This is a genomic window from Streptomyces sp. GQ60 (assembly GCF_059758875.1).
This window is the reverse complement of sequence record NZ_JCAXEG010000016.1, coordinates 67,907-82,629: the sequence shown is the minus strand read 5'-3', so window position 1 is coordinate 82,629 and position 14,723 is coordinate 67,907. Positions and strand designations below refer to the sequence as shown.

Below are 14,723 nucleotides of genomic sequence, written 5' to 3'. Positions count from 1 at the left end.
AGTTCTTTTTCGCCGTCACTGATCGGCACCTTTCCGGGTAAGAGAGAGTGAAGCAAGCTCGGCGGCGACACCACGCCGCCAGGATTCGTATGCGGGAGATTCACCCTGGCCCCGGGTGTCGGGCCGCAGCCCGACGCACACCGAGGCCGCCCGCTCCGCGGTGGTGTCGCAGACGACACGGGCGGCGAGGTGGGTGTGGTCGATGACCGTGCCGGCCTTGATGCGTGCCTCGATGGCGAACGCGGAGCCCTGGGCCAGCGCCCAGCGGTGCTCCCCCGCGCCCTCGACGAAGCGGGCCAGCTCGTCCTCGTCGACGCTGCCGGCGTACGCGCAGGCGAGGCCGGCGCCCGCGTACAGGTCGCTGTGCCGTGCCTTCGGGTAGGAGGCGATCAGGTTGGTCACGACATCCGGGTCGGTACCGCCGACGAACCACAGCGCGCGGCCGATGCCCTGGTCAATGGCGTTCGGGGTGTAGTGGTTGTGTCCGCCGTGCCAGCTGAACGGGTGTTCCGCGGCGGGCGTGCGCACGTAGGAGTCGGTCTTGAAGTACGCCTGGTGGAAGCCGTAGCCGTCCAGGGCGAGCCAGCGGAGCAGCGGGTCCGTCTTGCGGATGTCCGGCCACAGGAGCTTCGGCAGCCGGGCCATCGCCCAGCCCACACCGACGTAGATCATGTAGTCGTGGTGGCTGCCCTTGCCCTGGAGCAGGCCGTCCAGCCGGCCGCTGTGTCCCGGCAGCGAGTCGTACACCGCCGCGCCCATGCCCGCGCCCTCGTACGCGAATCCGCGCATGTCCCGGGGGACGGTCTCCAGCATTTCCTCGGCTTCCGCGGGAGAGCCGGCCTCCACCGCGTAGGCATACCCCTGGAGGAATACCTCGCCGATGTTCTCCAGACGCGCCTTGGCTTGCGGGTTCTTTACGTGGAACCCGCGCACCTCCATCGTCGTCTCGGAAACGGGAGGCGTGAGCAGCCTCCGCCGTAGCGCACCAAATACTGTGGACACCGAAGAAAACCGCCCCTCGTAGAACCCTGAAACCCCCCAGCAAACGGGAATCTATCCAGGGGTCCAGGAGGGGCTCTACTTCCCGCGTGCTCAATCCGGCGTGAACAATCCGGCGTGAACAATCCGGCGTGAACGATCCGGCTCCCGCGAAACGTCAGATGCTCGCGCCCGCCGACGCGCGCACCCGCTCGCGCACGTTCCTGCGCCACACCTCGTAGGCGGGTCCGACGCCGGCCTGGGGCTCGCTCGCGGCGGTCTCGTCGGCGAGCAGCGCGACGGACTCCACGCTCAGGCCGGTGAACGCCTCGACCGCGGCCCGGCTGTGCTCGGGTACGAATCCGGCGTGGTGACGGGCCTTGGCCGCGAACACCGAGCCCTGCGCCAGGTGGTCCCACTCCTCCCCCGCCTCGGCGCGCAGCGCCTCGCGGTCGGCGGCGGTGGTGCCGCCGGCGAAGGTGGCGGCCAAGCCGACGCCGCTCCACAGGTCGCCTTGGCGGGCCGGGGCGAACGCGCGCACGGCGGCCGAGACGTGCGCGACGTGGCCGCCGTGGATGAACCACAGCGCCCGCCCGACACCCTGGTCGAAGGCGCGCTGGAAGTAGTCGGCGTCGCCGTCCCACGCGTAGGGGGTGTCCAGCCGCTGTCCGCCGACCCAGCGTTCGGTGTCGAAGTAGGCGCGGTCGAAGCCGTATCCGTCGACGCACAGCCAGCTCATGGCCGGGTAGTACTCGGGCTCGGTCAGGTCGGGTACGAGCTTCTTCCACATCGGGCGCGGCAGCTTGGCCATGGCGAAGCCGATGCCGATGTAGTTGAGGAAGATGTGCCGCTTGCCGCCGCCCTGCAGCAGGTCGCGGGTGCGGTGGCCCTTGCCCGGCCCCATGACGTCACGGATGGCGCAGGCCATGGTGGCGCCCTCGTACGCGAAGCCCTGGACCTCCGGGTCGACGAGCGAGAGCCGGCGTTCGGTCGTCGCCAGCGTGCGGTCCTCGATGCCCCACTCGAAGCCGGTGACGACGGCCTGCGGTACTGCCTCCAGCTTGCGGGTCCGCGCGGTCGGCTCGACGGAGAAACCGCGTCCCTCGAAGCTCACGTCGTCCAGGGACGGGGCCATGGCCAGCCTGCGCAGTGCTCCCAGTGCGGGCACGGACGCCTCCTCGTGCGGGCCGCTCTGGCGGCGGCCGGAGGGCACATCGTGCGTGCCCGGGCGCCGGCGCTTCATCTCCGTCCGTGCTCACCCGGCGGCTTCGGGGCCGTTCAAGCACACTGCGGCACGTTCCGGCGCGTACGCGGGTCAGCCGTTCAGCCGTTCGGCCCTTCAGCCCTTCAGCGGGGAGGGGAGGGGTCAGCGGATGGAGCGCACGTCCACTTCCTCGTCGTGGACCTGGCGGCCGCACCGGTCGCAGTGCAGCTCCACGTGGACGCTCCCCTCGCAGCCGATGTGGTCGGCGCGGCGCGGCGGCCCCTGCTCGTAGTGCAGGTGGCGGTCCCCCCACTGCATCAGGGCGATGACTCCCCTGGTCAAGTCCCGTCCGGCGGGGGTGAGTCGGTACTCGTAGCGCACGGGCCGGTCCTGGTAGGGGATCCGCTCCATGATCCCGTGTTCGACCAGCCGGGAGAGCCGGTTGGTCAGGACGTTGCGAGCAATGTCGAGGTTGCCGAGAAAACCGTCGAAGCGTTTGATACCGAGCAGAGCCGAGCGGACGATCAACAACGTCCAGCGCTCCCCGACCACTTCCAGGGTTCGGGCCAGGTTGCAGTCCTGTCCCTCGTACGTATGTCTCAGCATCCGCTCACTCTATGCACGCAACGAGTTTCGTGAAAGGACCGACGTGACAAAAGGGGAGCCGCCTCCCGGGGCCAGGAGGGCACCCCGGAAAGCGGCGGAAGGCTCAGGCCGCCTGCAGCAGCGGTTGCGGTTCCCCACCGCCACCGCCCGGGCGGCCGAGGCTGCGGTAGGCGTAGGCGGCCGACACCAGCGTCATGTGGTGGTGCCAGCCCGGGAACGAGCGGCCCTCGAAGTCGAGGAGGCCGAAGTCCTCCTCCAGCTCGCGCACGGTCTCGGCGCTGCGGTCCAGCAGGCCCGTCAGCGCCAGGACCTCGTCCGTCCGGGCCTGCGTGAGGTTGGTCAGCCACAGCTTGACGGGCTGGCGCCCGCGCTCGGAGCGGACGGCGAACAGCCGGTAAGTGCGCTGCACCTGCATCCCGTTGGACGCGGGATCGGGCAGCCGGACGAAGCTCGACATGACGGTGTGGTGGCGCCCCGGCCCACCGCCCCACGGGCCGACCGTCTCGATCCGGGTCAGCCCGGCCGCGTCGAACTCGAAGAGGCTGCGGGCGGAGATCAGCGTGCCGTTGCCGTCCCCCGCCTCGGTCCGGTGCAGCCGCAGGTGTCGGCCCGCCAGGACCTGCAGGCTGCCGGGGACGGAGACGACGAAGTCACGGCCGCGCTGGGAGAGCCCCCGTACGAGCCGGGCGGCGCCGGCCGACTCCCCCAGGTCGGCCACCACCGGCACGGGCGCGGTGCGGCTGGCACCCGCCATGGTGTCCACGACGTCGAGGGCGTGCTGTTCGAGCGAGCGCTGGCCGGCGTCCTCGGGGATCCGGGTGCGCTGGCGGCGCTCGGGGTCCTTGGTCCACGAGCCGGGCAGCAGCAGCCTCCAGTCGACGGGAACGGCACCGTCGGAGGTGGCCAGGAATCCGCCGACGCCCACCTGACAGGTGACGGAGCGTCCGGTCGAGGGGACGAAGCGGCGGTGGACGCCGCAGGAGTGCTCGCCGCGCTTGCGCAGCACCGCGAGGTCGAGGAGCCAGGCGCGCGGGGTCGCCTCCTGCTCGGTCCAGCGGGTCAGCTCGCTGCGGACCGGTGCCCAGTCCCAGGGACTCGCGTTGACGAACTGGTGCAGCGACTGGGACGCGGTCGGCGAGTCCGTGACCGCCGCGGCGAGCCGGCGCACGGACTTCTTGCCCGGCGTCGTGAGCAGGCTCTGCACGTACATCTGGGCCCAGCGGCGCTGGTCCATCCGCGGCAGGCACTCGAAGACCCGCTCGGTGAACGCCGGCATCGAGACCTTCGAGCTCATCAAGGCGTGCATGACCATGGCGGGTTCCCTCCTAGTGTCTGCCGACGGCCGGCGATCACCATGAAACAATAGCGAACGTCCTGTTTTTTTTCCCACTCAGGAGAGTTGTTGAACCACTTCGCCAAGTCGGGCGCCTCTGCCCGGCGTTCACCGCAGCACAGCCGCGGCCCCACCGACGGGGATCGCGGCGGGGGCCGCACGGACGGCGCAGAAGCCGTCGATCCCCTTGCCAGAGCGACACTCGAGACCCAATCGATTCCGCGGACATCTTCGGCAACTCCGCCTTGCGCGGTGCCCCGCAGGCATCGAAGGATGGTTCCCTAACGTGAAGACAGACTCAGAAAAAAAATCCGGATCAGTGCACCTACGGCACGGAACCACGCCCCTCTTGCGCCCGGCAGCGAGTGCTCCAAGGGAGACAGCATGGTGAAGCAGGAGCGGGCGGTGCGCACGCGTTCCGCCCTGGTCCGGGCAGCCGCGGCGGAGTTCGACCGCGACGGGTACGACGGCACGTCGCTTGCGCGGATCAGCAAAGTCGCCAACATCTCCATCGGCGCCGTCACCTTCCACTTCTCGTCCAAGAACGAACTCGCCGACGCGGTGTTCGACGAGGGACGGGCGATGACCGTCGCGGCGCTGGAGCAGATTGCCGCGGGGCCGGTCCCCGCGCTGCGCGGGGTGGTCGACCTCAGCCTGGAGCTGACGCGGCTGATGGAGGAGGAGACCGCCGTTCGCTCCGCCATCCGGCTCTCCCGCGAGCGCCCGGGCAGTCCGTCCTGGTCGGATCTGTGGCTTCCCACGGTCCGTCAACTTCTGGACCGGGCATACGAAAATGGCCAACTTCGCGACGACGCCCTGCCGGCGGACGTCACGGCGCTGGTCGAGTACCTGCTCGGCGGGGCGGAGGCCTACCTCCGCCTCAGGATGGGGACGGAGCGCGCGTACGAGAGTGCCGTGGGCCAGCTCAAACGGCTCTGGCATCTCGCCCTGGTAGGCGTTTCGGCCAACGGTGCGACGGACGCCCCGGCGACCGTTCCCGAGCCCCGCCCTTCGGTCTGACCCGAGCTGCCGCACCACCGGTCGTCCCCCGTCGGCCTGGTGCGGCCGCGTTCAGCGCGGAGCACCTGCGGCCCCGCCTGAACGCAACCAGAGGGCCCCGGCACCGTGACTACCAGCACGCTGCCGGGTGTCCGGCACAACCGTCTGCCCGCCGCCTTCCCTGGAGCCCCTGCTCACTGGGAGGACGGCGGGCAGACGCATGTGTGCCCGTCCCTGGCGGGATTCCCCCGGTGCGGGGCGGCGGGGGCCGCAGACGGCGCCACAGCGCCGTTCACGGGCCCCTGCGGATCCGGACCACAACTCGGCCCGGATCCGGGTAACTTCAGCCGGCACCGCCGATCCGCCGGGCCGGTGGCGCCGAGCGCCACCGTGCGCGGGGTCACGCGGCCTGCGACTGGGCGTACGGCCGCAGCACCAGGCCCGCCCGCACGTGCGCGGGGGCCAGCGCGGGCAGCGTGTACTTCCACATGGCGATCAGGCGGTCGGTGAGATCCACCCGGCCCGTGGCGATGTTGGAGTAGATCTGCACTCCGGTGAAGGCCCCGGTCAGCAGGGTGGCGAACTCACGCTCATCGACGTCGTCGAGGAGTTCGCCGCGTTCCCGCGCCGCGAACATGAAGAAGCTGAGCTGCTCCACCCACTCGTGGTAGGCCGTGGCGTCGGGCTTCCCGAACTCTCCCTGCTCGACGGCGAGCCGGACACTGGCCCGCACCAGCACGTTGGTCTGCAAGGCGTGCGCCATGAAGAACGTCAGGTCGATCAGCCGCTGCAGGCCCGGCTCACCGACCGGGAAGGCGACGAACTCCTGCTGCTTGGCCATCACAACATTGGCAAGGTCCTGCTTTGACTTGAAATGGAAGTACATCCCGCCTTGGGTGACCCCGGCTTCCTCCATGATCCTGCTGATGCTGGCGCCGCTGTACCCGCTCTCATCGAAGATCGTGGCGGCCGCGTAGATGATGGATTCCCGGGTCTTTACGGCCCGTTGCTGGCGCGGCTCGTTCATCAGGTGCCCCGCTCCCTCTCGACAAAAAAAACGAACGCCCTTATTTTACAGGTCGGCCCGCGTGTCTGGTAGTCCGCCGGGCCGTCACACATACGCACGCCGACAGGGGAGAGGCATGCTCACAACACCAGAACGTCGTCTCATAGCGCAGCCGGACCTGACCAGCACCGTTGCCAGGGAGTACGTACACAGAGCTGCCGTGTCCGAGGTGTTCCTGACCGGGTGGACCAGGACGGGGAAGGACGCCTTCACGATCAGCGCCCAGTGGCCGCGGAGCCACAGCTTCTACACGCCGGAACACGGCATGCACGACCCGATGCTCCTGTGCGAAACGATCCGCCAGAGCGGGATGCTGCTCTCGCACACGGAGTACGGCCTCCCGTTCGGGCACCACATCGGCTGGTCCCGCATGCAGTACGCGCTGAACCCGCAGGCCATGCGCGTCGCCTCGAAGCCCGCCGACATCACCCTGCAGGTGACATTCTCCGACATCCGCACCCACCGTGCGCTGCCCTCGTCGATGACCATGCACATCGAGGCCGTTCGCGACAACTCGCTCCTGGCCGTGTCGAGCACGCGCTTCACCAACCACTCCCCCGCGGTGTACCAGCGCCTGCGCATGGGGCGCGCGGACGCCGCGCGGCTGTCCGAGTCGGCGCCGATGCCCCCGGACCCGGTCTCGCAGGCCGTGGCGGGCCGCCGGCGCAGGGACATCGTGCTCGCGCCCACTCAGGAGCGCGGGCGCTGGCAGTTGCGCGTGGACACCGCGCATCCGATCCTGTTCGACCACCCCCTGGACCACGTCCCGGGGATGCTCCTGTTGGAGTCGGTCCGACAGGCCGGGCACGCGCTGGACCCCTCGCTCGACACGATGATGCCCACTTCGATGGACGTGTCGTTCAACCGCTATGTGGAATTCGACGCTCCGTGCTGGGTCGAAGCCGAGGCCGTGTCGTCCCCTGAGAGTGGAACGCGACGCAGTGTGCGCGTGAACGGTCTCCAGAACGGTACGTTCGCCTTCACGGCGACAACGGAGATGACCGACATGTCGTCGGTCTGACCGGAGTTGTGACGGAGGCTCAACCGCTGTGTAGGGGGATCAAAACACCCGACGACCAGTCGGCATACGTTCGCTAGGAATGATCGAACCCGGTGCGCCAACACCGGGGTCACGACCAACCAACCTGCTATCACCTGCCGCAGTGGGCTCAACCCCCACGCAACAGGACTTCCGTCTCAAGCCCGTCGGCGCTTATAGCGACTCGACTCGATCACTGCAACTCGATGACTACGAGATCAATACGAGATGACTAGACGACCAGAGGTGACTAGGTGACCAGCGGGTGACCACGAGAAATGACTGCAACTCAGTGACTAGAGATCAGTGACTAGAGATCAGTGACTGCAACTCGATGACCAGAGACCCCACATCGATGACCAGAGACCCCAGGTCGATGACCAGAGACCCCAGAATCATGGACGACTAGAGACCCCAGAATCATGGACCAAACTGCACGGAATTTCCAGTCCCCCGCCGAAGAAACCTGTCCGGATGTCGCCCCACGAGGGCCATCGGTGGCTGATTCACACCTGGCCGGGCTGGTCGGAAGCACGGGCTCCGCCCTGATTCCGCCCTTCCTGAGGACCCGCGCGAAGACGCCGATGCGGATCCTGGAGTCGGAGTACTACTCCGACGCGACCCTCAACGTGTACCTCAAAATCGCTGGTCTGGGCATGCGCCCCGAGGGCTGCACGGCCTCGGTGGAGAAGATCGCCGGCTACACCGGGCTCTCCAAGGCCACCGTGGAGCGCTCGCTGCGCGAACTCGCCAACCCCGCCCCGGACGGCGTCGTCGAACTGTCCGAGAACACCCGCCGGACCCTGCCCAGCGGCCGGGGCACGACGGCGCGGCGTCGCGTACGGACACCCGGGCCCCGGGAACGTTTCGTCTGGATCCCCGTCTATGCCAGCGAGTGCCTCCCGCCCCGGCTGCTGCGCGCCTACGGCCTGATCGCCTTCGCGGTCGTCCAGAAGATCCCGCTGACCGTGCGCGGCCTCGCCGCGTTCCTCCGCCACCGCACCGGCAGCCGTGCCGGATCCCCGATAAGCACCGAATCGGCGGCCAAGGCCGTCAAGGAACTCGTGTCGAGGAAGTGGGTGGCTCTCGCCCGGCGCGCCGGCTTCCAGGGCCGCCATCTCTTCCAGGTCAACAAGTACGGACCCCTGTCACCCCTCGAACACCAGTCTTCCGAGGTGGTTCCAAGTGGTCGACTTGATGAGGGATCGGGTGGTCCAGCTGATGACGGATCCCTCGCGTCTAAGGAAGACCGCAGTACTGACCGACAAGAGAAGAAAACAACTACCCCATCCGCCGTAGGCGAAGTACAGGTAGTGGGCGCGACGCGCGACGCCGCGCTCGGAGCAGCGCCCGAGGCTCCGCTCGACGACAGCGCGCTCCGCGCGGATGGTTCATCCCGAGCCCCCGCCAACCCGGCGGCTCCGGCCGCCAAGAAGCCTTCGACGGCTGCCGACGGCGCGCCGGTGGACTTCAGTTGGAGGACGCACACCGTGCTCGCACCGGTCCGCTTCCTGCTGGAGAACGTGAGGCCCTACGTCCTGCGCCGCGCGGCCCGCGACATCGAGCACCAACTCGCCGACGGGATGACCGTCGAGCGCCTGCAGACCCGCCTCACGGCGAGGCTGGCCGGCACGATGGTGTCCGACATCGAAGACCCCGGCCGGTGGCTGCTCGGTGCGGCCCTGCCCCGCTGGGGCTGCGCGGACCCGGCCTGTGAGTCGGGCGTCGTGTGGCACACCGGCCAGGCCTGCACGGCCTGCGCCGAGATCCGCTTCCTGCGGTCGCGCAACCTGCTCGACGAGCCCCCTTCGGGAGCCCGCCCCGCGGCTCCCCCGCGGGCTTGCTGCCCCTCGTGCGACCGCCCGCACCGCCCCGGAAACGAGGGCGAGTGCGCGGACTGTGCCGAGGCACGGACCAGCGCTCGCCTCCCCGCGCCGGACCTCCCCCCGACCGATCCGGCTGGTCCGGCTGGTCCGGCTGGTCCGGCCGATCCGGCCGCCTCCGTGGCGCCGGAGCACCGCTGCCGGGGCAAGGACGGCCAGTGCACTCGGGCCGCTTCGCTGCACGGATTGTGCTGGCGCTGCGAGACGGGCACCCCGGAACGCACCATCCCGCGCCAGCGCCACCGGTTCACCCCCCAGAACTGGCTGTCCGAGCGGGCCGGGCACCTTTGATGCCCGGCCATCGGGCGAGTCCGCTACCCGCTGCGTCCGGCCAGGGCCGGTTCGGCGGTGTCGGTGTTGGCTTCCGGGGCCCCGTGACCCGCGGGGCACGTCTCGGCGGTCTCGGTGGTCTCGGCGGTCAGGCCGGCTGCCGACGCGGTCACGGGGGCGGCCGTACCGGCCCCATCCGTGAGGTCGGCCTGGTACCCGGCCTTGACCGCCCGCTTCTCGCGCCACAGGTGGTACAGCGACACCGCGAGGATGCCGGTGCCGATCAGGTTGGCGACGAAGTGCCACCACACGCGGTACGTGGTCAGTGCCGGCCCGGGCGGGATCGCGCCGAACCAGGTCGACAGGCCGATGGCACGGCTCGCTCCGAGCGCGACGGACAGGGTGAGGACGACGTGCTCGAGGCCGTGGATGCCCTGCATCCAGACGCCCATCTTGGCCCACTTGCGGGACTGCAGCCGACCCGTCGCCCGCTTGGTGATCAGCACGATGCCGACGAGGCCGGCGAGGAAGATGAAGTTACCGGTGAGGTGCAGGATCTCCATGCCGAGGGAGGGCTTGGTCATGTCGACCTGGCCCATGCCCCGGGACAGGCTGTTGGCCCACGGAGTCATCCACGCCGGGGACAGCGGGTGCATGACCCAGTAGCCGGCCTGCGAGACGTGCTCCTGGAAGTGACCGAGCTGGCCCACGACCCCGAGGCCGATCAGGCCGACCGACGACTTGTACAGCCAGGGCTTCACCGCACCGCGGTTCGCGTACGCCAGGACGGCGACGGCCGCCCACATCGCGACGGCCCAGAGGATGAAGAGGACAGCTCCCGCAGTGTCCACAGAGGACGCCATACCCCCCATTCCTGGCATACCCGGCATACCCGGAGGGTGGTTCATGAAGGCTCCTTCAGCAGGACGATGCGGACCGGACGGACCGACGCACGCGCCGGGACCGCTCCCCCGTCAGGGGCGCCCAGTACCGCGCGAGCAACACGCTAAGGAGCCGGAGCACCGTCCGACTTCTTCCAAAGTGCTATTCCGGCTGCCGCGCAGGCCGCGGACGGAGGCTCGCGACGACTTCGCCAGGTCCGCCGACTCCGTACACACGTGGGGCCCACCGCACGTTCCGCGGTGGGCCCCACGTCGCTGATCGCCGCTATTCGGGCCGGGACGCCGTCCGGGCCTCGATGATGCGCCGCAGGAGGACCTCCCGCTGCGTCTCGCCCATCCTGGCCAGCACCAGGTCCGCGACCTTGTGCCCGTCCGACCACGGCATCCGGTCGGGCGTGCCCGCGTCGAACCGCTCCGCGCCGGGAACCGCGTCCTCCTCGGGGCCCTCCCGGCCCACGTTGCTTACGCCGTAAAACTCCCCCGGCCCGCCGACGGCACCACCCGGGTTGCTTACGCCGTAAAACTCCCCCGGCCCGCCGACGGCACCGCCCCGGTTGCTTACGCCGTAAAACCCCTCGGGCTCGAACGCCGCACCGCCCCCGTTGCTTACGCCGTAAAACCCGGCCCCACCGGGGGCGGCCGGACGGCCCTGGTCGCTTACGCCGTAAGACTCACCGGACCCGGCGTCCACGGCACCCCGGATGCTTACGCCGTAAAACATCACCGGCTCGCCGTCGCCGCCGGCGGCCCGCCGTTCCGCCGCGGCCGCCCGGCCCCGCTTGGCCTTGGCCTTCCCGGCCTGCGCGGCGTGCCGTTCGCTCAGCCGCGCCTCGATGAAGGCCCGCTGCTCCTCCGGGTCCTTGCGCCCCGCGGTCCGTGCGATCTCCAGCGGGATCTCTCCCGCGTCCACCCGGTCCTGTACGTCCTCCGGCAGCGCCAGCAGCGCACGGCGCTGCGAGATCCACCCCGAGTTCATCCTCCCGCCCAGCAACTCGGCGACCGCCGCCGCGCTGCCGTGGTGCGCGATCAGCGCCTCCAGGGCCCGGGCCTCCTCTATATAGGTGAGGTCCTTGCGGAAGTGGTTCGCGCTGAGGGCCGCCGCCAGGATGTCCTCGGGGGTGCCCGCCGCGGAGTCGTCGACCGTGATCTTCAGCGTCGGCAGCCCCGCCGAACGGGCGGCCGCCAGTCGGCAGTGCCCGTCCAGCACCACGTACTCAGCGTCCGCCGGCACGTCGTCCTGGTGCTCGGGGTGCGCGACGAGGAAGGCCAGCCGGGTCATCACCGTCGCCGGCTGGACCTGCCCGACCTGCCCCATGTTGGCGCCGAGGGCGGTGATGTACCCCTCGTCGAGGACCTCGCGCGGGTTGCCGGGGTTGTAGGTGATCCTGTCCAGCGGGATCTCCGTCGGCGCGGAGCCGACGAGGCTGTCGATCAGGTGGCCGCGGATGCTGCGCGGCGAGGCGGCCTGGCCGAACGCCGCCGAGGGCCCCACGCGTTCACGGGCGGTGCTCACGAGATCTCCCTGGCGATGCTGCGCATGATGTCCGCCTGTTCGGAGTGCGGAGCGTAGGCGAGCAGCGGCCGCCGGGCCCTGGCGGCCTCCCGCTGCTCCTTCAGGCGGGGGATGACGCCGATGACCGGCGGATCGCCGAGCTGTCGCCAGGCCTGCAGGGCGGAGGTCACGACGTAACCGTCGCGCGAGTCGTAGGCGTTGACGACGAGTCCGAGGTAGTCCACCTCCACCCGCCAGTCCGTCTTCCCGGACTCGATCTGCTCGATGAGCATCGTGTACGCGTCCGCGGACGAGTCCTCGGCGAGGACCGTGATCACCGCCCCGGACACCCGCGCCGCCTCACCGTCGCGCCGTCGCCCGTAGTAGATCGCCGCGTCCATCGCCATGCCGAGGCTGGGCGGACAGTCGATGATGATCGCGTCGTAGTGCGGCTCCAGCGGCTCCAGCGCGCGCTCCAGCGTCGCCTGCCGGTTGCGCGCCTGGACGATCATGATGTCGAGGAGGAAGGCGTCCGCGCACGCGGGCAGGACGTCGAGCCGCTTGCCGAAGCGGGGCTCCTCGACCGTGACCACCAGGTCCCGGATGTCACCGCGGGCCTGACCGGACATGAACTTCGCCAGGCTGTCCCCGTCGTGCGGCAGCTGCGGCAGCCCCAGCTGCTTGGTGAGGTGTCCCTGGGGGTCGTAGTCCACGAGCAGCACCCGCAGTCCGAGCCCCCCGAGGTCTGTCTCCTCGGCCAGCGCCTGCCCGATCCCGGCGGAGATGGTGGTCTTGCCGACCCCGCCCTTCTGGTTGCAGACGATCTTGCGGTGCGGAATGCCGGTCGCGGGACGCCGCCGCGGCGAGGGGTGCGTCTCCAGCCACAGCCGCACCGCTTGGCTGAGCCCCTGGACGTAGGGGATGCCCAGCCGTCCGCAGTCCCGCTTGAACCCGTTGTACAGCTCCTCCGGCAGCCAGGTGGCGAACGAATCCGCCCTCGCCGTATCGACCTGGGGGAGCGTCCCGTCGACGGACGCCCAGTCGGTGATGGCCTGGGCCACGGCGTCCTGGATGTCGATCGTGAGCTCCGCGGCCCGCACCTTCAGGTCCGTGCGCAGCGCACCGGGCAGCTTGGAGACAACCTTCTTACGGTCAGTGTGCGGTTCTGTAGACGACATGAAGCGACCTTACTAACTTCCCCGGCGCAAGATCGATTCCTGTGGGGGCCATTCCACCGGCCTGCCCCGGTATCACGGCATAAAGAACTCCGCCCGGGCGGCGGTCGGTTCGCCGCCCGTGACGGGACTGTTCATCCGCACCCCCGGCAAGGGGCGCTCAGCACGACAGAAGAAGCATCGCGGTCGGCCTATCCCAAGAATGAAGTGGTGACAAGAGACGCCTCGCCACACGGCGGGACTTGGGCAGCTCGCCGGAGCGCTACGGGCACCTTCGGGAGTCCCTCAGGGCTGCACGGGGTGCGCCAGCTTCCATCCGGACAGCTCGGCCGAGCGCTCCAGGGCCCGTTGGCACACGCCGCGGCAGTGCGCGAGCGCGGTCGCCGCGTCGGGTGCGCAGAGGAAGGCCACACCCCGCGCGCCGGAGCGGGCGGCGTGCACCCGCAGGTGCTCCAGGCCGTCACCGGGCACGGCCACCTCCCACAGCGCGCGCAGCAGCGCGTCGACGGATGCGTCCGGGGCGCTCTGCGGCTTGCTGAAGGCGAACTCGACGAGGTGCACGCACCGACTATGCCGGAGACGGACCGCCGATCCACCGACGGGGCGGGGTCACATCCGTGCCACGGCACGGATGTGACCCCGCGGACCGCCGCCGCGACCGTCGAACCCATCCACACGATTCCGGGGGAACACTGATGCTGCGGGTACTGGGACTCGACGCGGGGACGGAGTCCGTCTACCGGCTCATGCTGGAACACCCCTCCTGGGGGGTCGACCGTCTCGCCGGGGCGCTGGGCGCGAGCCGGGCGGCCGTGGCGAGCGCCCTGGACCGCCTCGCGGACCTCGCGCTGCTGCGCTCCTCGGTGTCCGGCACGGCGGACGCGGCCGATCCGGGCAGTGCGGCCGGTCCGGTCGGTGTCGCCGATGCGGCCGGCGCCTCGGAACGCGCCGCCGGCGGCGGCACCCTGCGCCTGGTCCCGCCCCAGGCCGGCCTGTCCGCGCTGCTGGCGCGGCGGGAAGAGGAACTGCGGCGCACCCAGCTCGAAGTGGACGCCGGACGCGCGGCGGTGGCGGACCTGCTCGCCGACTACGCCGCCCTCGGACGGGAGAGTGCCACCGGTGCGGTGGAGCGGTTCGCCGGCGCCGACGCGGTGCGCCGGCGCCTGGAGGAGTTCGTGCTCGACTCCACCACCGACCTCTGCGTCCTCGCCCCCACCGGCACCGGGGAGAGCACCCCTTGGGACCTCGACGTCTCCCTCTACGAGGAACCGCTCGCCCGCGGTCTGCGCGTACGGGTGCTCCACCTGGACAGCACGTCCGGATCCCCGGAGCGGCGCCGGGCGATGAACAGGCTGGCCGCGGCCGGGGCCGAGATCCGCACCGTTCCCTCGCTGCCCATGCACATGCGCATCGCCCAGGGGGAGTGCGCCGTCCTGCCGACGCCCGCGCACGAGAGCGGGCAGGGCGCGGCCGTCATCCGCGAGCCGGGTGCCCTGGCGGGGCTGGGCGCGCTGTTCTCCTACCTGTGGGACGAGGGCACACCCCTGGCGCAGGAGACGGCCGACTCCGGGGCGGGCACGGACTATTCGGCGCAGGAGCGCGCCCTGCTCCGCTTCCTGGCGGACGGCCTGACGGACGAGGCCGTGGCCCGCAAGCTCGGCATCTCCCTGCGGAGCGAACGCCGCATGATCTCCAGCCTGTCGGAGCGCTTCGGCACGCACAGCCGCTTCCAGCTGGGGCTTCGGGCTGCCCAGCGCGGTCTGCTGTGAGCGTCCC

13 protein-coding genes are annotated in these 14,723 nt (G+C 70.3%); 4 read left to right on the top strand and 9 right to left on the bottom strand.

Translation table 11 applies throughout. From position 1 onward, the window contains the following. Positions 1-15: 15 nt before the first annotated feature. From AC6CKD_RS30320 to AC6CKD_RS30305, 4 genes are all read right to left on the bottom strand, one after another. Entirely contained in the window at positions 16-1,002 is a 987-nt protein-coding gene (locus tag AC6CKD_RS30320; protein WP_498331726.1) for a DUF1702 family protein, read from the bottom strand. A 154-nt stretch (positions 1,003-1,156) separates the two neighbouring features. Continuing rightward, positions 1,157-2,146 carry a DUF1702 family protein gene (locus AC6CKD_RS30315; RefSeq protein ID WP_498331724.1) on the bottom strand — a complete coding sequence of 330 codons (990 nt, stop codon included), beginning with the start codon at positions 2,144-2,146 and terminating at the stop codon, positions 1,157-1,159. A gap of 198 nt (positions 2,147-2,344) precedes the next feature. After that, positions 2,345-2,788, bottom strand: a complete 444-nt coding sequence (locus AC6CKD_RS30310) for a winged helix-turn-helix transcriptional regulator (protein WP_498331722.1) — start codon at positions 2,786-2,788, stop codon at positions 2,345-2,347. Positions 2,789-2,891: 103 nt separating this feature from the next. Next, positions 2,892-4,100 carry an IS701 family transposase gene (locus AC6CKD_RS30305; protein ID WP_498331720.1) on the bottom strand — a complete coding sequence of 403 codons (1,209 nt, stop codon included), beginning with the start codon at positions 4,098-4,100 and terminating at the stop codon, positions 2,892-2,894. Between the two features lie 405 nt (positions 4,101-4,505). On the opposite strand from AC6CKD_RS30305, the gene AC6CKD_RS30300 reads away from it, so the two are divergent. Next, positions 4,506-5,141 (top strand): TetR family transcriptional regulator, encoded by a 636-nt coding sequence (locus AC6CKD_RS30300; RefSeq protein ID WP_498331719.1) that lies wholly within the window; start codon positions 4,506-4,508, stop codon positions 5,139-5,141. Positions 5,142-5,520: 379 nt separating this feature from the next. Here AC6CKD_RS30300 and AC6CKD_RS30295 read toward each other — a convergent pair whose 3' ends face one another. Continuing rightward, a complete protein-coding gene (locus AC6CKD_RS30295; protein WP_498331717.1) occupies positions 5,521-6,147 on the bottom strand; it encodes a ScbR family autoregulator-binding transcription factor in 627 nt (208 codons plus the stop codon). A 115-nt stretch (positions 6,148-6,262) separates the two neighbouring features. On the opposite strand from AC6CKD_RS30295, the gene AC6CKD_RS30290 reads away from it, so the two are divergent. Continuing rightward, on the top strand, positions 6,263-7,207 hold the full coding sequence (locus tag AC6CKD_RS30290) for a ScbA/BarX family gamma-butyrolactone biosynthesis protein (RefSeq protein ID WP_498331715.1): 945 nt from the start codon (positions 6,263-6,265) through the stop codon (positions 7,205-7,207). Positions 7,208-7,722: 515 nt separating this feature from the next. Further along, on the top strand, positions 7,723-9,399 hold the full coding sequence (locus tag AC6CKD_RS30285) for a hypothetical protein (protein WP_498331713.1): 1,677 nt from the start codon (positions 7,723-7,725) through the stop codon (positions 9,397-9,399). Between the two features lie 23 nt (positions 9,400-9,422). Here the strand turns inward: AC6CKD_RS30285 and AC6CKD_RS30280 are convergent, their stop codons facing one another. From AC6CKD_RS30280 to AC6CKD_RS30265, 4 genes are all read right to left on the bottom strand, one after another. After that, complete coding sequence (locus AC6CKD_RS30280; protein WP_498331711.1) at positions 9,423-10,286, bottom strand: DUF6008 family protein; 864 nt, start codon at positions 10,284-10,286, stop codon at positions 9,423-9,425. A 259-nt stretch (positions 10,287-10,545) separates the two neighbouring features. After that, positions 10,546-11,793 carry a ParB/RepB/Spo0J family partition protein gene (locus AC6CKD_RS30275; protein ID WP_498331709.1) on the bottom strand — a complete coding sequence of 416 codons (1,248 nt, stop codon included), beginning with the start codon at positions 11,791-11,793 and terminating at the stop codon, positions 10,546-10,548. Continuing rightward, positions 11,790-12,950: a ParA family protein gene (locus AC6CKD_RS30270; RefSeq protein ID WP_498331707.1), complete on the bottom strand. Its 1,161-nt coding sequence runs from the start codon at positions 12,948-12,950 to the stop codon at positions 11,790-11,792. The genes AC6CKD_RS30275 and AC6CKD_RS30270 overlap by 4 nt, the downstream gene beginning before the upstream one ends. 282 nt (positions 12,951-13,232) lie before the next feature. After that, positions 13,233-13,508 (bottom strand): hypothetical protein, encoded by a 276-nt coding sequence (locus AC6CKD_RS30265; RefSeq protein ID WP_498331706.1) that lies wholly within the window; start codon positions 13,506-13,508, stop codon positions 13,233-13,235. A 134-nt stretch (positions 13,509-13,642) separates the two neighbouring features. Here AC6CKD_RS30265 and AC6CKD_RS30260 point away from each other — a divergent pair, with 134 nt between their 5' ends. Continuing rightward, the gene (locus AC6CKD_RS30260) at positions 13,643-14,716 is read left to right on the top strand and encodes a hypothetical protein (RefSeq protein ID WP_498331704.1); all 1,074 of its coding nucleotides are present in this window, start codon (positions 13,643-13,645) and stop codon (positions 14,714-14,716) included. The last annotated feature ends 7 nt before the right edge of the window (positions 14,717-14,723 follow it).